The organism is Stieleria sp. JC731 (assembly GCF_020966635.1).
Lineage (GTDB): Bacteria > Planctomycetota > Planctomycetia > Pirellulales > Pirellulaceae > Stieleria.
In genome coordinates this window covers 123,533-146,933 of the sequence record NZ_JAJKFQ010000026.1, presented here as the reverse complement: position 1 = coordinate 146,933, position 23,401 = coordinate 123,533, and the positions used below count along the sequence as shown (strand labels likewise).

Sequence of the window (23,401 nt, the reverse complement as noted above, 5' to 3'; positions counted from 1 at the left end):
CCCCTCTGTGGTACCTTGGAATCAGTAGCATCTTAGGGGCATTGATTGTGAGCCAGTCGAAAAGAAAGGGGCAACACGGCGAAGAGCGAATTGAACAGTGGCGAATCAAAGAGTGGGAATGCATTCTTGAGCGCCGGAAGCGTGCACATCAGTCGGATCAACCTGCGCCGGGCGAAAAGCGTCCAAAGCATCTCGTTGGTTTGGCTCTGTCTGGTGGTGGAATCCGTTCGGCGCTTTACAACGATGGCTTTCTACAGGGATTGTCGCATCGTGGTTTCCTACGTTATTGCGACTATCTGTGCAGTGTTTCTGGCGGCGGTTATATCGCTGGTCACCTCAGTTCGCAGTTTCGCCCCAAGTCTTCTGACGAACACGATCGATCAAATTCCGAATCATCATCGGAACACTCATTTCATGATGATCCAAAACGAAACGCGTTCGGTCGTGATCCGGAAACTGGCAGGTTTGACCAATCACGTTTGGCTGGGATAGGTGGCTATCTAAGTCGCCCATTGGTTTTTATCCCCGCGTACCTGTGGTCATTCTTTTTTAGCCTGGCATTTTATTTGGGGGCTGCGGGAGTGATCGCCGCACTCGCTGCTCTTTTCTGGAGAACGTTTGACAACGTTCAATTTCGCGAGATCTACGGAGGATCGCTGGGACTGTATCAATATGGCGATGAATTGCTCGTCGCGTTTCTGCCTTTCTTCATCCTGTTTGTGCTGATGGTCATTTTCGAAGCGGGGATATCACTGCATCGATTAATCGTTGGTTTCGAAGATGAGAATGTGCGCCGCATCCACAATTGGTTTCGGGCGGGGGCTTTCTTGCTGCTCCTGTTTGCAATTCTCAGTTCGATCGCAATCTATCTGGGCAACGGCAAGTCGAATGTGCGCGGCGGGACGGAGATGATTTATCTCAATAAGTACGCGCAGTACTTTGCAATCGCGGCAGCCGGAATACAAATCATCGTCTTTCTGGGGCGCGATCGCTTGTTTCGATCAGAACGGGGAGAAGCCAAGTCCTGGCAGCGACATGTCCAGCACGCTGTCACGACCGTCTTGGTAATGTTTTTGCTCTTTTCCATCATCCACTGGATGGGCCGAGAAGATATCAGCGGTTACACCAGACATCGTGACCCGTATCTGGTCGCTGGGGATGTCCAAGACTGGCCGCGTCTCTGGAAAGTGGTTGGTTCATACGAGTCTGTGATGGGGATTTCCAGTAGTCAGCCAGAATCACTCGAGGATGTAAATTCAAATCCGATTTTGACACCGAGTTCAACCTGGCAAAAATCGCTTGCGATTTCCAGACTCGGAATGTTTGGCAGAGATTCCGTTCGCAGCAAAGATTTTTCGCGGCCTCCACCGCCGACCGCCCAAAGTGATGAAGAGATCACGAAAGTTTGGTCGCTGCCCCGTCGTGTCGCTGGCGCCGCGTACGCGTATGTCACGTGTGTCCTGTTTGACAACGAGTCGGCAGGATTTGCCGGACCGTTCTTACCCATTGACCAAGAACGAAACCGATACAAAGTTCTGCGTGGTAGGCAACTCAATGACTTGGCGGCGATCAATAAACATCTTGGTGATCAACGTCTAACTACCTTCTTGATCTACCAATTGACTCCTTCGGGGCAATCGTTTTCGACGTTCCCTAAACTCGATGCGAATTTCCCCGGCGCCCTACCAGCTCAGCTATCGACTCTCCTGGACTCAGATGAGGCTTTGCTTTCGAGGGGCCAAAAGGAATTGATGATTACGGTTTGCCGAACGGTGCTTCTCCCCACCGCAGACCCAAAGTCGAATGAAAGTTCAATTGCATCTCAGGCTTCAGAAGCTTCCCAGGCCGATCTGGCCAAAGTAAATCGGTTGCTGCTGGAATCCATTTATCCGACGATGATCCAGAAGTACGACATCGCCAGTACGTTGGTCGTTCCGTACTTTGATCAGATCACGCGAAAGCGGTGGCTTGTCTTCTGGAGTTTGCTATTCCTATTTGGCTTGGTCGGTGGACTGGGACCCCATCGCATCGGAACAGTTTTTCAATTTTATCGGCGTCAGCTGTCATCGAACTTTTTGGTCCCCACGTGGAATCGAAAACGATCCGTCGGTGATATGGAATTAAGCGACATCAAGTCGTACCAAGATGGCTTGCCATACCCATTGATCTTAGCCGCATCGCTGGCACCATCGTTGCGAAACGGCAGCTATCGAGTATCAACGCGACCTTTCCTCTTTACACCTCATTTCTCGGGTTCGTTTGAAGACGGAGAGGTCCCGATTCCAAGTCAACAAGTCAGTTTTTCACGTTCACCTGACTCTCCCGCCATTACTCTAGGCGATGCCGTCACGCTATCGGGCGCCGCGGTGACGCCGCTAATGAGCGAGAATCGTTGGCTAAGCATCATCCTTGACTTCTTCAATACCGGGATTGGTCAAAGGGTTCGCCGAACCGACCGCACCGGGATCGCCCGCAAGATCAGGTCTCAACAACCAGTGCTCGTTTCCGGAATAGCAGGGTTACTGACGATCGGTCTGTCGATTTGGTTGCTTGAATTCTATTGGTCGTCGATACCGGTCGCGGCTGCCGCATTCCTATTTTGCTACTGTTGGGTGCAGCGAATTGGATCTCCCGAATTAATTCGTTCATTGACCTTTGCCGAAAACTCGGACCAGCAGACCGGGTTTAACAGCCGACGCAGTTTCTATGTTGCCGACGGAGGCTATCAGGACTACTTGGGGGTCAGCGAATTGCTTCGTCGGCGATGTGATCTGATTGTCGTTAGCGATGCCGGCGCCAACATTGGCGGCGATTCGCTTGGGACCTTAGCGAGAATGTGTGAACAAGCTTCTCGCGATCACGGCGTTCGTTTTTTGGATCTTGATCACGAAGCTCCGATCGATTTTGGTCGCTTGGAGATTAACGAAGATCGGTTGGTTCACCAGCCATTCATCTGCATGCGAGTCCGTTATCCATCCAATCAAACTGAAAAGGAGTCGAAGACCGACAAAAGAGAAGGCCTGTTGGTTTATTGCCAGATGTCGATCACGGAGTCGGATCCGATCGAAATCAAGCACATTCGCAATTTGTTTCCTTCTTTTCCTGACGAACCGACGGTCAATCAGTTCTACAACGACAAGCAAGTCGCCGCGTATCGGACGCTTGGTTATCACATCGCGACTCGCTTATGCAATGAACTGAACCCTTGGTCGGACGGTATTGCAGCTTCTCAGTCGTCATCACCGGATTCGACAGAGGATGTGAAAGTCGGGACGAGTCCCACCGAAGCATTTGACTATTGCCTTCGCCAACCGGGAAGCGTGATCGATTCGCGGCAAACTGAACGCGTTTCATCGACCATCGAGCAGCCACTTTTTGAAGTCATGCGTGAACGACTTTTGACCGCCTATCGGCTCGCATGCTACGAAGAGAAATCGTATTTGAAAGACGATATCTATAGCGAAGCGATCTGGCCGAGTCGCACGTATGCGTTTCCGACTTTTCAACGAGAGACCGAGCGGTTGCACCATCGGTCGCGAGGGGCAAACTGTGCCGATTTTTGGTTGCGTCGTTACGAAGGAAATGCCGATGTCCGCAGTGCTTACCGAACTGCGGTGATTAATGACATCAACGCTCTGGGAGTCAATCGACACGGCTGGTGCGGAATTCTTTGGGACGCAATCATCTGCGAATCCAACAAGAAGACAAATACCCGTGAAATGCTCGCGTTACTGGGGGCACACTTGACTTGTATTGCGGTTGCCAGTCAAGAGATTCACCGTGGCCGTCCTCACGCCGCATTTCAAGTCGGAGGGCGTGAAAAGCTAATCGATCTTTGCGAACGGATTGCGTCAACGATCTATGGGCAGCGGCAAAACCGTGATACAGAGATCCAAGGTGCACGGTACGGAAACATTCACGACGTACTGAGAGATATCGATCAAATCATCGCCGAATTGATCGAAATGGAGCGATCAATTTTTCTTGGCAGCGAACATGTCTCTACCGTTTCCTTTGCGCAATGTGTGACGTCGGCCTGGGGACGAGTGGCTCGTGGAGTCGCTGAGGTCCATGGTGCCGATCGCCTCGATGACTTCCTACTTGATCTGCAAGAACAACTGGTTGCGGATGAAGGTGTCCTTGGTTTTGCAGCGGACATCGATAAATCACTGCCGATTGGTGCTGATGCGTTGGATCTGGTTTCCGCCGAGATGCGGCATCAATTGGATGTCGGACTCAAGAAAATTGACCTACGCCGCGTCCGATGCGCTCTCGCAAGGTCCTGGTGTCTGGGGTTCCTAAATGAATCCGAACTTCAATCAAGCTTTCACAGCGGTCAGGCCGAGAAGCCGCCGCAAAAAAACAATCGATCGAGGGGAAAGAAAACCGGAGTCAAACAAAATGTTGAAGACGAGAAAATAGACGACGACAACTAAAACAAAAGCGTGCTATCCATCAGGTAAGCCCGCGGGGACTGTGCTACAATCACTAAATCGCAAGATTTCGCGGCTATGACGTTAATCATTGCTTTGGATCATTTGCACTGTTGCGTCGCCACGGTCATTCTCAAAATGCCTTCATTAAGAACGCTTCGGGCTCCTCGGGCAGCGTCGCTTGGTCGTCATTAATCGCCAAGCGGTCGTTGGTATTCACGGCGCTGATCTTCGCCGGACAGACCATCGCGTCACTCATAATCAAAGCACTGGAAATCTCGACAATTGCAGCAAGCTCGCGAAGTGCGCTTGCTAGTTTCTGAGGATCACCTCACTGTTGGTCGTTCGCAAACAGCTGGCTCTCGTGCCCAGAAAAATCGCCTGGTTTGCGGTGGAACCCACTTCCGGGAACCCCGAACGCAAAGCTGACAGACTATTATTGCAATTAAATGGATGGGGGATCCACGTGATTTTATTTGTTTGCATGTCGCAGTCACTAGACAGACAGAGTTGCAGATCTCATTCGCCAAAGCGTTTCGCCGCTATCGCCTTGTGCGCTGTTGTCGGACTTTTAACGCAAGCTTCGGTTTCGTTCGCGGCGAATGGCGATTCGGAAGGTCGACCGAATTTTGTATTCATCCTGGCCGATGATCTGGGCTACGGCGATCTGGGATGCTTTGGCCGGACTGATATCAAGACTCCCAATCTCGATCGATTGGCCTCTCAAGGAGTTAGGCTGACAAACCATTATGCGAACGGTGCGGAGTGCACGCCAACGAGAGCGGCTTTCTTAACTGGGCGATACCAGCAATGGATCGGTGGCTTGGAATGCGCGATCGGCACTGGGAATGTCGGGAGATACGACGATGCCGTTCGACTGCGAGAAACGAATGATTTGGGACTCCCCGCTGACGAATTGACCATCGGCCAATTGCTGCAGAAGTCTGGCTATCGTACCGCGATTACAGGCAAGTGGCATTTGGGATACGAGACTAAGTTCGCACCGCATCATCATGGTTTCGATCGCACGTTTTATTGTATCGGTGGCGGCATGGACTATTTCCACTACTTGGACACCGTTGCCGGATACAACCTGTTTCGCCAAGGGCAGCCGATCGCGTCACAGGGATACTTCACAGATCTGGCAACCGACGAAGCGATCGAATTCCTCAATGATCAGTCCACCCAGACACCGTTCTTTCTGTACCTGCCCTATACCTGTCCACACTCGCCATTCCAGGGGCCAGATGACGATCAAGCGAACCCTTTGCCTTTGGACTCGCCGCTTTGGAATCAAGGAAACGCGCCACCGGAAACGTACATCGCGATGATCGAGCATATGGATCGCAGGATAGGGGATATCCTAGAGACACTCGATCGCCATGGTTTTGCCAATGACACCATAGTCATCTTCGCGAGTGACAACGGCGGAACCAAAAGCGCCCGCAACGCACCACTGTCAGGACACAAGGGATCAACGTTCGAAGGAGGAATCCGGGTTCCGGGGATCATTCGTTGGCCCGGTCGAATCGAACCGAATACAGAAAGCGACATTCCGTGTTTGACATTTGATTTTACGCGTTCGATTGCGGAACTGTCAGGAGTCAAACGCAACGACGGGAAGTCGTTCGAAGGAATCGATATCGTTGGACAGGTTTCCAGTGACAGAAAGTTTCCAGGGCGTCAACTGTTCTGGCGTAAACAGCGTGGCGAAAAGGTCTGGAAAGCGGTCCGCGAGGGAAGCTTGAAATATGTCAGTGAGGCAGCTCCCAATAAGTCATCTGAATTCCTGTTTGACTTGTCGCAAGACATTGCTGAAAAGCGTGACTTGCGAGTTGAACGACCATTGGACTTCGAACGTTTGAAATCGGCATACGACCATTGGGAAAGTACAACGCGTCGTGACCGCCGCGGCAGACCATAAAATATTGGTTTCTGAACTATTGCTTTCCTAAACCGGTGTTGTCTGCGCGGGCAAATTTGCCGAGTGTTCGCCACTGTTTTCGAACTGGTTGTTTTCCAGAAACATTCTGACGCACCGAGCCTATTGCGAACCTTTACAATCTGACCGTTCACTTCTGCCGAAGTCTATTCAATGAGATTGTCATGTGGTTCTCCAATCAACGGTCTGCCGGGGCGCTCGCCTTGATCGGTTTGAGTGTGTTGACTTGTATCGCGTTGGCGCAGCAGGCCTTCGCGGACGAGCTAAGCCAACTAACCAGCCCCACGAAACCTGTCAGCAGCGAACCACTTCAGTTGCCTCGCCATGCAGACGGCAATGGGACGACGACGCTTGAAGGTGAGCCCAAATGTTGGCACAAGCTGACATTGGTGCTGGACGGTCCATATGCGCACGAGCAAGACAACTCGCCCAACCCATTCACCGATTATCGAATGCAGGTAACGTTTACCCATGATGATGGAACGTCGTTTTGTGTTCCGGGGTACTTCGCTGCGGATGGTCATGCGGGGCAATCGTCGGCTCAGTCGGGTACCACTTGGAAAGCTCATTTCGCAGCCGATCGTTCTGGACCTTGGAAGTGGACGGTTTCATTTGAACGCGGATCGATGATTGCGATCGATCCTGATTCGGTTCGTGATCCGGTGGCACCTTTCGATAGCGTCAGCGGCACGGTCGACATCAAGCCGTCGGATAAAACCGGTCGCGATTTTCGTGCCCATGGACGATTGCAGTATGTTGGAAAGCGGTACCTGCGACATCAAGAAAGCGGTCGGTACTTTTTGAAGGCCGGCGCGGATGCTCCTGAGACATTGTTGGCGTACGCGGACTTTGACAATACGATTGCCGGGAATGCGAAGAAAGCACCGCTGAAGACCTGGCAGCCGCACATTCGCGACTGGCAGGACGGCGACCCAACCTGGAAGGACGGTAAGGGCAAGGGATTGATCGGTGCGATCAACTACTTGGCTGGTAAGGGATGCAACGCATTCTCATTTCTAACCTACAACGCTGGCGGTGATGGTGACAACGTTTGGCCGTTCATCCATCGCGACGACAAGATGCACTATGACTGCAGCAAGTTAGATCAATGGGGAATCGTGTTCGACCATGCGACGAAGCTTGGGATGTATCTTCACTTCAAACTTCAAGAAACGGAAAACGATGATCATCGTCGGGGCGGCAAGGGAAGCAACACGGTAGCAGAGTCCCTTGACGGTGGTGACCTAGGACCGCAACGCCGGTTGTATTGTCGCGAAATCATTGCGCGTTTCGGTCACGAGTTGGCCTTGAATTGGAACTTGGGTGAGGAGAACACTCAGTCAACACAGCAACAGCAAGCGATGATCGATTACATCGCAAGCCTAGATGCCTACGACCATCCGATCGTTATCCATACCTATCCGGAGCAACAGGAGAAAGTCTACCGCCCCTTGTTGGGCGATAAGTCAAAGTTGACAGGTGTGTCACTGCAGAACAGTAGCCTGGAAACGACACATCAACAAACCGTTCATTGGGTTCGCGAATCCACGGACGCAGGCAAGCCATGGGTGGTCGCATTCGACGAATCCGGAAGTGCCGCCCACGGTCAGTGTCCCGACTTAGGCTACAACGGTTTTGATGGGCATGACCGAAAAGGCGAGATGGCATACACCGAGCATGAAGTTCGCAAGCTGACTTTATGGGGGCATTTGATGGGGGGAGGTGCCGGAAACGAGTATTACTTCGGCTATCAGTTCGACGAGAACGATATCATCTGTGAAGACTGGCGAAGCCGCGATCGGAGCTGGGACTACTGCAGGATCGCGCTCGGATTCTTTGCCGACGAGACGATTCCCTTTTGGGAAATGCAAAACCGTGATGACCTCGTTGGCAATCCTGAGCACGGCAACCGTTGCTATTGCTTTTGCAAGACTGACGAAATCTACCTCGTCTATCTTCCCGATGGCAGTGACGTCGCGGTGGATCTATCAGACGCAAGCGGAGCCTTCCTCGTTAGCTGGTTCAACCCAAGAACCGGAGGTCCATTGATCCAAGGCGGGCAGCGCTCGGTTGTCGCAGGAGGTCGGGTGTTGATCAAAAGCCCAGCGGGTGATCCGGCGGAGGATTGGTTGTTGGTTTTACGTAAACAGTAGCGGGGACGCGAGATTTGGAGGGGGGAGTGTTTTTTCGCCTCCATTGTCGCTAACTGTCCGTTGACGGTCAGTTAATGGTGCCTGCAACCGCCATGGCGTCACAATTGGCTGCGTGGCACGTTTTATGCCTTTCTAGAAAGCGCGGGTGTAGATAGACTTGGCCCAGCATCGCGAGTTGCCTGAGCTTAAGTCTGGCGGAGGAAGTTTCTATCCCGCCGAATCGATGCAAACCATGCGAGTTTGCAATCTTTTTGTTGCACCATCGAAGTGCATCTCTAGACCCGAGTTCATCGACTGCGTACCACGATCGAGTTTTTAAAGCGTGACGCGAATGTGTGTGTCGTCCGTCAGCGTGCCGAGTTGCACCACTCGATCGATTTAAGAACGAAGGTTTGCAAGAGATAGAATGTCGAACGAATTGGATATGATGGATGAAGCTGCGCGCGCTGATCTGAACCCACAAAGCGAGGTTCAAGACGGCGGCGATCAACAAGAATCACCCACAAATGAAACGGAATCGGCGAACGAAAGTCAGTTGACAGCCGAACAGGAAACTGAGGCGGCAGCGTCTGTGGTCGAAGCTGAAAGTGCTGTGGTCGAAGCTGAAAGTGCTGTGGTCGAAGCTGAAAGTGCTGCCGGCGAAACGAGTCAAAGCGAAGCCGGACAAAACGAGCCCGAAGCAGCAGAAGAAGTTGCTGTTTCCAATGAAAACAGCGATTCACAATCGGATCGCAACGAAGAGACTGGCGAAGCTGTCAGTGCAAAATCGAAAAAAGAGAAAGCTGCGTCGGACGAACCGCGGTTTCGTGATTTCGAGCTCAGCAATGAAGTTCAATTGGCCGTTGACTGCTCGGGCTACACCACCCCGACTGAAGTCCAACAACGAATCATTCCGTACATCTTGGCTGGACGGGACGTTCTAGCCCAGTCGCAAACGGGTACCGGCAAAACGGCCGCGTTCGCGTTGCCGTTGTTGTCGAAAATCAGCGGACGGCCAAAGCTGCCTCAAATTTTGGTGCTCGCCCCGACACGCGAATTGGCAACACAGGTGGCCAAATCGTTTGAAACCTATGGCGCCAATATCCCCAAGCTGCAGATCGTCGCGCTTTACGGTGGTGCGGACTACGATCCACAGCTCAAGGCACTCAAACGTGGTGTTCACGTTGTCGTCGGAACGCCCGGACGCGTCATCGACCACATCAAACGTGGGACGCTTAAACTTGATGGCCTCTCGTCGGTCGTTTTGGACGAAGCCGATGAAATGTTGAACCTCGGGTTCATCGACGATGTCGAATGGATTCTGCAGCAGACGAATCAGGAACGGCAAATCGCGTTGTTTTCCGCAACGATGCCGGCGCCAATTCGACGTGTCGCCGACCAGTATCTAGATGATCCTGCCGTCATCACCGTCCGTAAAAAGACATTGACCGCAGATACGATCGAACAACGCTGTGTCATCATCCAGGAACGCAGCAAGCGAGAGTTGCTTTGCCGCTTGATCGAAATGGAAGACACCGACGGAGTTCTTGTCTTCACCAAGACGAAAGATTCCACCGTTGCTGTTGCCGATCACTTGTTAACGCTCGGGCTTCGAGCCGCGGCGCTTAACGGTGACCTGCCACAAGCTCGTCGACAAAAGACCGTCGATCAATTGAAAGCCGGTCGGTTGGATATCTTGGTCGCAACCGATGTGGCAGCACGCGGGCTCGATGTCCAGCGAATCAGCCACGTCTTTAACTACGACCTTCCTCACGATTCCGAATCCTACGTCCACCGAATCGGGCGAACCGGTCGGGCTGGGCGAAAAGGTGTCGCGTACATCTTCTTGACTCCACGACAACGCAACAAATTGCGTTTGATCGAGAAGGTAACCAAGCAACGAATCGAGTTGTTCAATCCGCCAACGAAGGAAGAACTGACCGACGTTCGAATCGAGCAATTCAAACGCGAGATCGACGAAGCGCGTTCGCACCAAGACCTCGGCTTGTTCAAAACGATTCTTGCTGATTACGTCCAAGAAAATGGAACGACGCTCGAAGACGCGGCCGCAGCTCTGGCTGTGCTTAGCCGTCGTGGGCAACCGCTGGTGGCGAAGGATCTTGCCGCAGTGAAAGAGCCTCGCGAACGTCGTGAGCGAAGCTTTGACGGTGATGACGGGCCACGTCGTCGCAAACCACGCATTAGCGATCGTGCCGAAAGCGGAATGGATCGCTACTGGATCGGCGTCGGTCACACCGATGGCGTTCGTCCCGGCAATATCGTTGGTGCGATCGCAAACGAAGTTGGCATCCCCGGGTCAGACATTGGCCCGATCGCGATCAATGAAACGTTTTCGACAGTCGATTTGCCATCCGGTTTGCCAGATGACGTCATCGAGTACTTGCAGAATACTTGGGTTTCTGGAAAGCAGCTGCGGATCCGCCCCTTCACCGAGCGTCGTCCACGTGATTTCGAAGGCGGTCGCAAAGGTAAGCCAAAGCGTGGCGGCTTTAAGAAGAAGTCGGGTAAGAACTTCGGCCAAGGATCCTACGACGGTCCGCGATCTGAATCGTCGTCCGGACGCCCCGGTGGTAAACCGGGACGCTCAGGCGGAAAGCCTTACGGTAATTCCGGTGGCAAACTAGGCGGAAAGCCCGGTGGGAAACCTTTCGGCAAGAAGTCGAAGTTCAAGAAGAAGTTCGACCGCGATTAATGCTTCGGTTGATGATTCACTATGGCCATCACGCTCGGACGTGATGGCAGCACCGGTAGACGTCAGGCTTGGATGTGATGGCTGCAATAGTAGCCATCACGCTCCGTCGTGATGTCAGCAAATAAAAACGGGAAACCCAAACGTCGGCCTTTGCAGATCTTGCGGTTTCAAGCAGACCTGCCGTCGCAGAGCCTTCGACGTGTGGGGCATGCATCACGGCGGAGCGTGATGGGTACTGTGGAAGCTTCATCACTGTGGAACGTGATGGGTACAGTGGGACCTGCATCACGGTGGAACGTGATGGGTACAGTGGGGCATGCATCACGGCGGAACGTGATGGGTACTGTGGGGGGCGTTATTCTTTGAAGCGATAGCCGACACCGCGGACGGTTTCGATCAGGTCGGCGGCTCCACCCATTTTCTTTCGTAACGCACGTACGTGGACATCGATCGTTCGGTCCAGTACGACGGTGTCTTCGCCGAGAGCTGCGTCGACCAACTCGCTGCGTCCGAAGGCTCGGCCAGGTTGACGGATTAGCGTGTCCAGCAAGCGAAACTCGCTCTTGGTCAGCTTTAGTGGTGACTCGTCAATCGTGACGACGAACCGACGTCGGTCGACCGTTACATTCTGATGTGAGACCGAATCGTGATCTTCAAGAACCGGTTCTCGTCTGCGAAGTAACGCTTTGATTCTTTGGATCAGAACTTTGTAGCTCTCGACAGGCTTCACAACGTAATCGTCCGCTCCGACCGCGAAGCCAACCACCTGGTCGGATTCCTCACCCATCGCACTAAGCATCAGGATTAGCGTTTCGCGAGTTTTGGGATCGGCACGGAGCTGTTTGCAGACTTCGACACCATTGAGAATTGGCAGGTCGATATCGAGGACAATCAGATCGGGCAAATAAAGCTTGGCTTGATCAACCCCTTCCTTACCATCGCCAGCACGATAAACCTCGTAGCCGGTTCGCTTGAGCTGGTATTCGAGAGTCTCGGCCAAGGGGCCGTAATCTTCGACGATCAGAATCTTGTTATTGGACATGCGTCGATGCTTGCCGGTGTTTCAATCAGTCGATCTTTCGACTTCCAGATTTGTAACCCGAAGCCTCAAGCCTAGCAGAAAAGCGAGCGCCGAGGTGTTCGGTTTCGATTTCGACATGGTGAAACAATCCTCGGAAATGTACAGTCTACCCCCGCCGCTGGAGCGATAAATCTTTAATGAAGACTTTGTTGTGAATCGGAGGAGCGAAGCCAAACCTCGAAAGTTGCGCCCTTTCCGGGGCTGCTGATCACCCCGACTCTCCCCCCAAGAGCACGGGTCAGATTTTTGACGATTGCCAGTCCGATGCCGGTTCCCCCGTCGTGCGTTTTGCGGGTTCGGTCGACTCGGTAAAACCGCTCAAAGATTCGTTCCTGGAACTCTTCGGCAATTCCGACACCGTCATCTTTGACTGCCATCACCCAGCCCGCTTCCTCACGTCGGCAACTGACGGTGACGTGTCCGCCGGCATTGGTGTGCCGGATCGCATTGCTGATCAAGTTTTGGGTGATTGTCAGAGCAGCTTCTTCGTCAGCCAGCACGTGAACAGGACTGTCGCTCGATTCCACTTTCAGCTCGATTTGCTTCGCACCGGCAACCGGCATGAATGACGTCATCGCGTGATTGATGACCTTTTCCAGATCCAGCGACTGAATCAACAAGGTGCCTTTGCCAGACTGAGCCCGCGCGAGCTTCATCATGTCGGCGATCAGGTACTCCAGTCGGTCACACTGATTTCCGATCTGAGCGATAAAGTGGGCGGCAGATTCGGGGTCGTCTTGAATGGCAAGTTCGACCGTTTCGGCATAGCCTTTGATCGCCGCTAACGGCGTTTTCAATTCGTGCGAAACGTTGGCGATGAATTCTCGGCGGATCGCTTCGACCCGCTGGGCCTCCGTTTCGTCACTGAGAACCAGCAGGAGGTGCGGCGGCTGAGTTTCCAGGATGCGATTGACTCGTACGGCGACGGGACGAACGATCGAACCATCGACAACTTCGACCGCGACATTTTCGTCGATCTTTCCACGGCCGGCGCGGTCCACGGCGGCAACGATTTCTGGGATTCGGACCATCTCCGAAATCTTGCGTCCCAAGTATTGGCCCCCCGATGTTAGCGCTAGCAGTCTTCGTGCGGCTTCATTGATCAAGACGATCTCGGTTTTCGGCGAAAGCATCACGACCCCATCGGTCATGTGTGAAAGCGCCGATGCGGTGCGTTGAAATTCCGATCGCAAGTTTTCGTATCGAAGATTCCAAAGCTCCGCAGCGGTACGTTCTCGCTCGTAAGCCGATTCGGCATTTTCCCATCTCAAGACGGTGTAGATGACCAGGATTGTCCCGACGATAAAACACATCGCGGTGGCGACAATCATCATGCCGGTCGTTTGCACAGAAAGCATCATCGCCAGCCAAATCGCAGCAACGATACTGGCCAACGGCCCGATGATCATGCCGATGCGAGGACGGAAGGCCGCATACTCGACCGGGCGTGGGGCAATTGACTTGGCTGCCGAGCCGGAAACCGGTGGTGCGATCGAAACGCCATCGGAGGAAAGTTCCTCAGACAAAGCCGTTTGCAATCGGTCGGCATCCTTGGGAAGCATCTTACTCATTGAGTCAATTCAGTCCGCCTGATCGCGTGCTCGATCAAGGATCTTGGTGATCATCTTTCTTGGAAGTCGTCAATTCGTCGGTTGCATCGGTGACTGTTGTGGCCGACTTTGAACCGAACAATCGAGTGCGAATGGATCGTGCAGCGATACCGAAAAATTGGATCAACGCTTCCGCCGGAACACGCCTTCGGAAACCTTTTCGGTCAACTTGGATGCATTCGTCGGTTCCGACGTTCATCGCCGTCAAGTAGCCGGTACCGAAACAGTATGTGTCGACGCAAACCAGGTAACCCAGGTCAAGCACCATGCCGCTGGCCTGTGGTGTGTGACCGACGTAAACCCGCTTTCCGCTGCAGTGCGGCGGCGTGGCTCGCGTTAAGTGCTGCCAGTATCGCACGTCATCCGGTTGGGCTTCCATTGGCAACGTGTGATCATAGTTTGCATGGACGAAGATCGCATTCTGTGTCTCGTAGTGTGGACGCAATCCTCGCAGAAACTTCACATGGGAATCGGGGATCTTATCCAGCGATCCGCCGTAGCTGGTGACCGTCGCGTTGCCACCTGAATTGAGCCACATTTCGGGATCAAGGTGACTGAACGCTACACCGCATAGCATGATTTCGTGGTTGCCACGCAATGGGATGACGTTGCAGCGAGATTGCAGGTCAACAAGCTGGTCAATGACACCACGGCTGTCTGGTCCACGATCAACGTAGTCCCCGAGAAAGATTAGTTCGTCGTCTTTCTTCGGGGCAATCGTGTCGATTAAAGTCCGAAGAGCCTTGGAACAACCGTGGATATCGCCAATTACGAAACGACGCATGAATGGCCCGGAATCAGTTAACCGATGGATCGTTGAACTGTAGCCCCGGTGAGATCGAAGAAAGGATCTCGTGCCCACATCGCTTCACCGCCGTTTCCCAAATCTGGTCAGGATTGGCAAAGATGACCTGGCTGTCCGCTTGACCGACAAGCCAACCACCCGAGCGAAGCTCCATGTCCAATTGCCCGGGGCCCCATCCGGAATACTGCGAAATGAATCGGACGCGAGCATCGGTACGCTGAAGCAATAGACGCAAGTGGTCTTCGTCACCTGTCAGCCAAATTCCGGCGTCCTGGTCACAGATCGGTGCACCGATCCCGGTTAGGTCGTGAACCGCCAGCAAGGGACCTTCGACGGGTCCGCCTTCGAAAATGAAATCGTCCTGACGGATCGTTCCCGTTGGGATCGACAATTCGATGAGGTCACTTAATCGTTGGTCAGTCGGTCGTGTCATCGTCAATCCGAACGCACCTTCATCGTCATGGTTGACGATCAGGACAATCGTGCGCATGAAATTGGGGTCGTTCAGATAGGGGGACGCAATTAGCAGTCTCCCACTTAGTGATTCAGACATCCCCGATGGCCCTCACGCCGTAATTGGCAAACGCGAACGCGGTACGAGCGTGCTTGATCATGGAGCCGCCTGATTCCACACATCTTTCCACAGGCAACCTGCCCATGAAAGCCCGACACCGAACCCAACCAGCATATTAACGGATTCCTGGTCCAAACGACCAGCCTTGCGAAGCTGATCGATCAAGATTGGAAGCGTACAGGAAACCGTGTTGCCGATCTCGGCTAACTCAATTGGTAAACGCTGTTCTTCCAGATCCATTCGCTGACGCAACTGGTCCAGCATTTTCCAGGTTGCCTGGTGCATTAGATACATCGAGATGTCTGAATCGGACAGGTCGTTTTCTTGCAAAATCTCGTCAATCATCCGCGGAACAGCATCGACGGTGAAATTGATCAAGCTAGGGCCATCCATGTACAGGCGGCTTTTCCACCGCTTACGGTGGCGTGGACGTATCGCGTCGGCTTCGAGGCGGGCTCCACCGTCACCCACCAACAGCATGTCACCACCGCTACCGTCGCTGCCAAATTTGAACCCCCACAACGAAGGAGTGTCTTCGGCGGTGATCAATGTCGCTGCTGCGGCGTCACCGAAGATGGTCCGGAGGCTGCGATCGTATTCATCGATGTATTTGGTGTAAGTTTCGGCGGTCAAAAAAAGGATCCGCTTGGCAACGCCACTTTGGATCAAGCCGTCCGCCATCGCTAACCCGTATACGTAGCCACTACAGCCCAGGTTAAAATCCAACGCGCCACAGTTCGTCGAAAGCGACAGGCGGTCTTGGATCAGACAGCTGGTCGTCGGAAGTGGATAGTCAGGCGTTTGGGTGCAAAACAGCAGGAAATCGATCGAACCCGGATCGATCCCGTGTTCGGCAAACAGTTTCTGGGACGCCTGGACCGCCAAGTCGCTCGAGGTTTCCGATTCTCCGGCAATGTGTCGCTGACGGATTCCCGTTTTTTCTTCGATTAACGGCAAATCCCAGTTTGGAAACTGTTCCTGAAGTTGCTCATTTGTCTCGACGCGTTCGGGCAAATGTACGGAGATGGGGCCAAGGCAAGCGTGAGGCACGTTCAGCATCCAAAGACAAGGAGTAGGCGTAAGCGTCGACATCGGGGACGCTTTTTCCATGCCGCAAAAGAGTACCAATCTTGCCAGCTGGCGCGGACCCCAGTGTTGAAAACCTAGTCAATCTGACCACGCAATTTTACGCCAGCGATGATTCGGCTCGTGCTGTCGGACCACAGCGATGTTAGGTGAGCCCACATTGGATGATGCCGGATTCAGTGATGACCCAGTCCATCGTCACGTCGTGGGCCTCGGTCGGTACCCGATCAAACATTTGGCAATCGAAAGCGAGTGCGACTCGTGGTGTGTTTGGAACTAGCCGTTGGAGTGTGCGATCGTAGAATCCACGTCCATATCCCATACGATGGCCCGAGGTATCAAACGCAAGTCCTGGAATGATCGCAAAGTCGACTGCTTCTGGGCTAACTAGACGCTCAGGTTCAGCTTTCAGGTTCGCAGCCGGCTCCAGAATTCCGAATGCGCCGCGTTCGAGTTCCTCGATCGAGTGAAGGTCAAACAGCACCAGGTCGTTTCCCTCGCAAAACGGAACCAAGATTCTGCGGTCTGTCGTAGGCGAGCTGCCCCTACGTGAAGTCGCTCCGCGCTCCAGTTCTGTGGCAATACGTCGTTGCGTGGCTACTTCATCTCGAACGCCGACGTACCAGAGGACGCATTTCGATTCCGTGTAGCCAGCGAGCTGGTCGACTTGGCTACAGATGATATCGCTTACACGGTCTCGCTCGGCTGGCGCTTCGGCGAACCTTTCACGCCGTCGCTTTCTCGCTTGATCGCGAATCACGTTTTTTGCTTGGTCAGCCAACCGACGAATATTCCAAAAGCGAATTGCGAGACAACGAACAATGAACCAGACAGCGAATGTGGGACCTTTCAAACCGATGAATGGCCGGTCACTTAAACGGTACTGGGAGCCTTCGAAAGGGCCATGAATCGTTGTGCCGGTTCGTCCCAGAGATCGGGATTCTTGGGCGTGTAAGTTTTGACTTCGAAACTTTCACGTACGATCCCACGTGCTTTGCGAATGGATTGGGATAGGTCGCCATCGCTCTCAATGGCACCGGTACCGATCATCTGCATCACCAGGTTGCCGATCGCGGTTGCTTCGACCGGCCCTGCAACGACAGTCCGATTACACGCGTCGGCGGTCATTTGACATAGCAGCTCGTTCATCGTTCCGCCGCCGACAATATGGATCGTGTCGATGCGATTCTCCGCAAGCCTTTCCAGCATCCCCAGGCAAACCCGATATCGAAGCGCGAGTCCTTCCAGCGCGGCTCGGTAGTAACCACCATCGGTTTCGGGAATCGGTTGATCGGTTGCTTGGGCAAAGGACTTGATCGCAGTCAGCATGTCGGTGGGAGCGACAAAATCGGGATGATCCGGATCGATCAACAATTCAAACGCATGGGCTTGGCTCGCTTGGCGAACCATCTGTTCCCAAGACACATCTTCGCCTTGACGCTGCATCGATTTACGAAGCTGTTGGAAGATCCAAAGTCCCCCGATGTTCTTCAGCAGACGAGTGCTTCCGGCAACGCCGCCTTCGTTGGTGAAGTTAAGCTCCGAGCAGACGTCATTGACGCGCGGTGATGCGAGTTCACACCCCATCAATGACCAAGTACCGGAACTGATGTAGCACCAGTTGGGTTGCGACGGCGCGAAATCATCGACGGGAACCGAAATAACAGCCGAACCGGTATCGTGAGTCGCTGGGACAACAACAGGAACGTCGGCCAGTCCGGTCACTTCGGCAACGCTGGGTTGAACCTTGCCGAGGACGGTGCCGGGCTGGACGGTCGGTTCGAATATCCGTGATGGGATTCCCAAGCTTTCCAACAGTTCAACTTGCCATTTCCCCGTCGCCGGATCAACCATCTGGGTCGTCGACGCATTTGTCGCTTCGATGCTGCGCTTACCAGACAAAAGCCAATGAAAGAAATCACCCATCATTAAAAAGTGATCGGCAATTTCAAGAGAACGCTCTCCGTTTTCTGCTGCGCTGAACAACTGGTAAAGCGTATTGATCTCCATGAACTGTAATCCAGTTGCTTTAAAGATCTTTTCGCGTCCGATTTCCGGACCGCCTAGCCGATCACACGCTTTAGCCAGCATGCCATGCGTTCTGGAATCGCGATAGTTGCGTACCGGACCAGCCAATTGGTCATTTCGATCAACTAGGACGTAGTCGACGCCCCATGTATCGACTCCGACTGACAAAACTTGCAGATAACGAGTCGCGGCTTTACGTAGTCCCTCAAGTATCTCTGACCACAATGCGTGCACGTTCCATTGCAGCGAATTCTGAATCAAAACCGGATCGTTGGCAAAGCGGTGAACTTCTTCAAGTTCGAGCTGTGCATCGACAAGCCAACCCGCAATCACACGACCGCTACTGGCACCTAAATCAACAGCAAGATGAACGGGAGGCTCTGACATGGCGGTCTGGGATCGTATGGTCCGGTGGAATTAGTTTCGTTTTCGTAGGACTTTGTCCAACGAAACGATCGGCAGGGATTCAACGGATGTCGCGGTCCGAAATGGCTTGCTGTTTATGCAAACTCGAAGATCGCGATACATACGACTGAAACCGCCGCGGTAGGCAGTACAAGGCGGGAACCAATCGTGTTTATCCGGCATCAGAGTCCAGCCCTAGCCGGAATAAACGCATGGCAAAACGAATGTCGTTGGTGCGATGACGACGGCACCAAAGTCGATTCGTGGGATCAACGATGATACCAAACTTGACGCGGTGGCGTGGGGGCCTGCCACTACGCGTCTTCCACGTATTTTGAGACCCGGAGGAGAAGACGCGGAGGAGGGGACGCGAACCTACGGCTTCTTCTTTTGTGACCGCATGTGCGGGAGACCACGACCTTGTGACTGAGCAATGTCAAGTTGCTCGTCCATCTCCTTCAAGCTAAGTGGGTCGATGGTGATCGTCATCAGAGCTTCCGGATCGATTTCGCTACTGGCGTTCCGTTTCGCCAAGCGCTCGACTTCTTCTTCAAGAGCGGCCAGCCATGCGGGAACATCCAGCCCCGCCCCGGTCGGGGTTCGAGAAAGCAATTCTGCTTCGGCTTCCAGCAACTCGAACCGATCGATATTGCCACCCGACTCGGCATCTTGCATCGCGGGCAGAACCAGGGCTCGCATGCGAGCGATTGTCATCGGTTGGACGAAACGTTCCAAGATCCGATCGGCGACTGTTGGCATTCGCATCGAGTAGTTCTTTTGCATCCGCCGCAGACGGTCGACGTACTTATCCGCCTCTGTACCGATCCGTTCGCTCAGACTGCGCCGCCACATCATCGCGGCGTCTTCGAGTCCTTCGCCGACAAGGACTTCGTGTGCCCACATGACTGGCTTTAGGTTCCATGCGATTCGCTCGTAACCGGCGCGGAGTCGCAAGAAGTCCAAGAACATGTAGACCAAGTCACCTCGGTCGCTTTGTGTTGTTGTGCTGTTGTAGTCCTGGTACTCGGAATGGTGGTCAATCAACGACTCGTATACCAGTGTTATCCAACGCTCGGCTTGCACCATCGAAAGTTCGCCGTTGGACAAGTCGACGAACAGCTGCATGTCTGAAACTTGCGGTTCGTCTTCGTCGATGACTCGCTGAAGCCAATCCGCTACGCCTTGGTGCAAAATCGCCCGGACGTGCCCAAGTTGCAGGAACACTTGCGTGAAAATCGGATCGCCATAGCGTCCAATGAAGTCGACCAATCGCTGCCACTGATTCCGATCGGCAACTGTTTCCAGCGGCGACAACCGAAGGGTCTGGCTGTGCGCTAGCCATGAACCGAGCATCGTTTCGGTCAATCGCTCGATCAGAGGGATCAAGACATCACCGGCTAGCCGCTCGTCATTCGCGATTGCACCTATATCAGTTGGCTCGTCATTGTCACTGGCTTGATCGGAACTGACTTCGTGACGAACCGCTGCTACGACTGAGGCGACGATCGCACGAAATCCGTCGCAGAACAAACTGTCAAACTCGGTGACTGCTCCGATTCCGACGCTATTCTGCTGTTCCATCAGCCGAGAAACTTCGATCAGGCGGCAAGCTTCGCTGACTAGTCCGCGGCGTGGCAGCCAGTGCATCAAGTGACGCAGAACTCTTTGGCGAAGTCTTGCGACAAAGATTTTGACGGGATCACCACCGCGAGAAAGCGGGATGTAAAGCAAGTTTTCGCGGCTGATCGCGTCGATGTATTCCGGGAACAACGCTCGCGTCGTTTCTTTGTCACCGGCAATCAACGACGCGTACAGACGAACGGCCTGGACATCGTCCGCGGACATTTCGTCCAAACCGGCTTCGTTCAGCCCTTGGGGACCGTCGGCTTTTTGGTCGTGTAAGACTTCGTGCCGGTCAACGTGTGCGATGATCGCACCACAGATCAATCGGCGCGCGTCGCTCATTTCGACCGCGGTCCCAATGATTCGCTCCATCAATGAATCGCGGAGGACGCGGCTACGATCGTAGTCGCGCATCGAGTCGCGGTCGCTTCCCGCGGTCGGAATTCGGTAGGCACGAACGGCGTCGAGAAGTTCCAGCAAACCGATTCGGTTGTTCTTAGCGCACTCGGCCCATTCACGAAGGGCTTCGAGTTGGTCTTTGGACCGGCCTTCGTCATCGGTGACTTCGTCGGTAACGACGATGTCCGCGGCAACCGCCCACATGCGAGCCATCGACTGAAGAAACGCCAGTCGGTCGACCAGTCGCTTCCATTCGGCTTCTAATTCGCCGTGGCTGCCGTATTCTCCGCCGCCTTCATAAATCGATCCGTCGACGCCGTCATCGGTGGTGTCGTGGTAGGTAACGTCTTCGTATGCGGCGTCGTAAATGCCACCTTCGGAATCATTATCCAGATCCCCAGCCAATTCGCGATCCCAGTCACGTGGCGTTTCGGGTTGGTCGACCAACGAAAAACGCGGCGCGTGATAAAAGTCCTCGGCGTTGGCTTGCAAGTAGTCGAAGCATTTTCGCGCCAGCGGCCACACCTGATCGGGCTGAACCGTCGATGGCGCGTAGTCTCCCGTTGATAACTCATCGTTTGTGCCACGCAGTTTCATCAACCAGCGTTCGGCCAATCGAGGCAGTGAGTTACCGCCTTGCCGCAACCCGATTTCACCTGCGTTGCCGAGCCAGTGAATCAGCAGAGCCATCGAAGGCAAGAAGTCGTTGCGTTCCAATAGCGCGGTGACGACCAACGAATAGGCTCGCGGAGAATCGAAAAAGTCCGCATGCGGTGCCCAGAATTTGACGTCACCAGCAGCTGCGCCGCCTTCATGCCAGATTCGTAACGCTCGCGCGACCATTTTCGCGCTGTCATAGGACTCCAGCGGGTCGGCCGCTTCGAGCGATTCGACCGTATGAGCACCAAAGTTTCGCCACCACTGGGCGACTTCACGATAAAGGGTGCTAACCGATTCGAAGCACTGCATGTCATTACGTGCCGCCGATTCGCTCCATACCCGAGCCATGTAGCTGAACAGTTGATCGATCAGGTAAAGCAGATCGTCAACTCGTGAATCATGAACGCTGCAGTCGGGGCTAGGGTGCAGACTGAATTGTCCGGCGAACCCGATCAAGTCCCAGGGATCAGCGAGTGCACCGCACTGGATCGAACGCTGAAGCAGGTCGTAAACTCGCGGAGCGACTTCCAACGCGACATCAAGCTTTCCCGATCGCAGGGCCCGAAGTCCCAATGTGATTTCGCAATCGATTCGGCAAATCATCCGCGCCGAGGCGGCGGGAACGACATCGATCTGCCGTGTCGCGGCATCGGGATAACCCATTCGAGCGTAAAGACGTGCCAGCTGGACGTGTTGCACCTGTGCCGCACGTCGTTCCGCCAATGCCGCATTTAAATGCTGCCGCGCGGCACCGAAGGGCTGACGCCGAACAAGCTGTTCTTCATTCAAGCGTTCGCGATGGTCGCCGGTGAGCCGCTGTAACCGATCCAGATAAAACTCATCCCGGTATTCCGCGATGGGTTTCATTAACGTGCTGAGTGTGACGTCGCTGGAATAAGCGCTCGGTCCCCAGCCGCTGATCCCACTGGCCATCAAGATCGTGCCTGCAAGCACAGTCGCCGCTTCGGTAAACAACTCGTCTTGGTTGTATCCCTGGCGCGAAACCAAGTCGGCATCGCCAACTCTCGCGAGCAGCGAATCCAATGTCACCTGCCGCAGCACAAAACGGCTGTAGTAACCTTCCTGTGTTACCGTCCGTTCGTCCCATCCACCGAAATGGTAGTTGGGACGGCGATTAACCGGATGGTCAAAGTCGTAGGCTCTCGGGTCAAGCGAAAGCTCGGCCAGTTGGTCGAAGTCAAACGAAGCCGCTCGCAGTACCGACGGATCGGTATCGTTTAGGATTTCGACGGCGAGAGTGATCAGTTCGTAATACGGTCCCGCGCTGACGCCGGCCCCGCGAACGTACAGGGGAATCGGCCGAACAAATTCGTTCTCGTAAGGCTGAACTCGACGATTTTCCAGAACCGCGACAGGTCGATAACCGACGTAATCATTCAGCTCTAAAATGGCATCGTGGACCAACTTGGCACCGACGCCGGAATCGATGATCGATATTTCTTCGCCGTCGTCTTGCTGATTCGCTTCTTGCTCGCTGTACATGCGAAGCAACACTTCCGCCGCCCTGGCGAAGAAGAACCCGTTGAAAAGGACTTCGGGTTCTTGATGGAATAGCAGATCACGATGGTAATCCATGTACGCTGGCAGCAGCTTGCTAAGCAGCAACCGCGAAACATCCGATGCCTGCGTGACATCGCTAAAACCGGCCGCACCAGACGACAGGTTCGATAGCGTCTGCTCGATCCAGTTGTGCAAAACCAGCCAAGCCGGCGTTCCGGTCAGCGGTTTTCCCTGGCTGGCATGCTGGTAGGCATCATTCCAAAGGGAAGCGATAGCCGGATCGTTGCTTCCACCTGAAAAGTTCAAATACCCCGCTAACCGCCTTAGCGAATCGTCGAGCGACTCCGGTGGGGGAATAATTGACATGGTGGAAGGTTGTAATCCGAGTT

General features: G+C 53.9%; 13 protein-coding genes. 4 read left to right on the top strand and 9 right to left on the bottom strand.

Annotated elements, in window-relative coordinates; all coding sequences use genetic code 11:
- Nucleotides 1-47 precede the first annotated feature (47 nt).
- Nucleotides 48-4,436 (top strand): hypothetical protein, encoded by a 4,389-nt coding sequence (locus LOC67_RS23200; RefSeq protein WP_230265224.1) that lies wholly within the window; start codon nucleotides 48-50, stop codon nucleotides 4,434-4,436.
- A gap of 130 nt (nucleotides 4,437-4,566) precedes the next feature.
- Here the strand turns inward: LOC67_RS23200 and LOC67_RS27450 are convergent, their stop codons facing one another.
- Nucleotides 4,567-4,692, bottom strand: a complete 126-nt coding sequence (locus tag LOC67_RS27450) for a hypothetical protein (RefSeq protein ID WP_261367087.1) — start codon at nucleotides 4,690-4,692, stop codon at nucleotides 4,567-4,569.
- Nucleotides 4,693-4,983: 291 nt separating this feature from the next.
- Between LOC67_RS27450 and LOC67_RS23195 the strand changes: the two genes are divergently transcribed.
- The 3 genes from LOC67_RS23195 (at nucleotide 4,984) to LOC67_RS23185 (ending at nucleotide 11,220) form a co-directional block, all read left to right on the top strand.
- The gene (locus LOC67_RS23195) at nucleotides 4,984-6,357 is read left to right on the top strand and encodes a sulfatase-like hydrolase/transferase (protein ID WP_230265223.1); all 1,374 of its coding nucleotides are present in this window, start codon (nucleotides 4,984-4,986) and stop codon (nucleotides 6,355-6,357) included.
- Nucleotides 6,358-6,539: 182 nt separating this feature from the next.
- A complete protein-coding gene (locus LOC67_RS23190; protein WP_230265222.1) occupies nucleotides 6,540-8,528 on the top strand; it encodes a DUF5060 domain-containing protein in 1,989 nt (662 codons plus the stop codon).
- A 406-nt stretch (nucleotides 8,529-8,934) separates the two neighbouring features.
- Nucleotides 8,935-11,220, top strand: coding sequence for a DEAD/DEAH box helicase (locus LOC67_RS23185; protein ID WP_230265221.1), 2,286 nt, complete (start codon nucleotides 8,935-8,937; stop codon nucleotides 11,218-11,220).
- A gap of 355 nt (nucleotides 11,221-11,575) precedes the next feature.
- Here the strand turns inward: LOC67_RS23185 and LOC67_RS23180 are convergent, their stop codons facing one another.
- The 8 genes from LOC67_RS23180 to LOC67_RS23145 form a co-directional block, all read right to left on the bottom strand.
- Nucleotides 11,576-12,262 (bottom strand): response regulator transcription factor, encoded by a 687-nt coding sequence (locus LOC67_RS23180; protein WP_230265220.1) that lies wholly within the window; start codon nucleotides 12,260-12,262, stop codon nucleotides 11,576-11,578.
- Between the two features lie 173 nt (nucleotides 12,263-12,435).
- The gene (locus LOC67_RS23175) at nucleotides 12,436-13,872 is read right to left on the bottom strand and encodes a sensor histidine kinase (RefSeq protein ID WP_230265219.1); all 1,437 of its coding nucleotides are present in this window, start codon (nucleotides 13,870-13,872) and stop codon (nucleotides 12,436-12,438) included.
- A 34-nt stretch (nucleotides 13,873-13,906) separates the two neighbouring features.
- Nucleotides 13,907-14,695, bottom strand: coding sequence for a metallophosphoesterase family protein (locus LOC67_RS23170; protein ID WP_230265218.1), 789 nt, complete (start codon nucleotides 14,693-14,695; stop codon nucleotides 13,907-13,909).
- Nucleotides 14,696-14,708: 13 nt separating this feature from the next.
- The gene (locus tag LOC67_RS23165) at nucleotides 14,709-15,206 is read right to left on the bottom strand and encodes a YqgE/AlgH family protein (RefSeq protein ID WP_230265217.1); all 498 of its coding nucleotides are present in this window, start codon (nucleotides 15,204-15,206) and stop codon (nucleotides 14,709-14,711) included.
- A 120-nt stretch (nucleotides 15,207-15,326) separates the two neighbouring features.
- Complete coding sequence (locus LOC67_RS23160) at nucleotides 15,327-16,340, bottom strand: ketoacyl-ACP synthase III (protein ID WP_230265216.1); 1,014 nt, start codon at nucleotides 16,338-16,340, stop codon at nucleotides 15,327-15,329.
- Nucleotides 16,341-16,521: 181 nt separating this feature from the next.
- A complete protein-coding gene (locus tag LOC67_RS23155) occupies nucleotides 16,522-17,157 on the bottom strand; it encodes a 5-formyltetrahydrofolate cyclo-ligase (protein ID WP_230265215.1) in 636 nt (211 codons plus the stop codon).
- A gap of 92 nt (nucleotides 17,158-17,249) precedes the next feature.
- Nucleotides 17,250-18,791 carry a rhamnulokinase gene (locus tag LOC67_RS23150; protein ID WP_230265214.1) on the bottom strand — a complete coding sequence of 514 codons (1,542 nt, stop codon included), beginning with the start codon at nucleotides 18,789-18,791 and terminating at the stop codon, nucleotides 17,250-17,252.
- 393 nt (nucleotides 18,792-19,184) lie between these two features.
- Nucleotides 19,185-23,378: a hypothetical protein gene (locus LOC67_RS23145; RefSeq protein WP_230265213.1), complete on the bottom strand. Its 4,194-nt coding sequence runs from the start codon at nucleotides 23,376-23,378 to the stop codon at nucleotides 19,185-19,187.
- Nucleotides 23,379-23,401 lie beyond the last annotated feature (23 nt).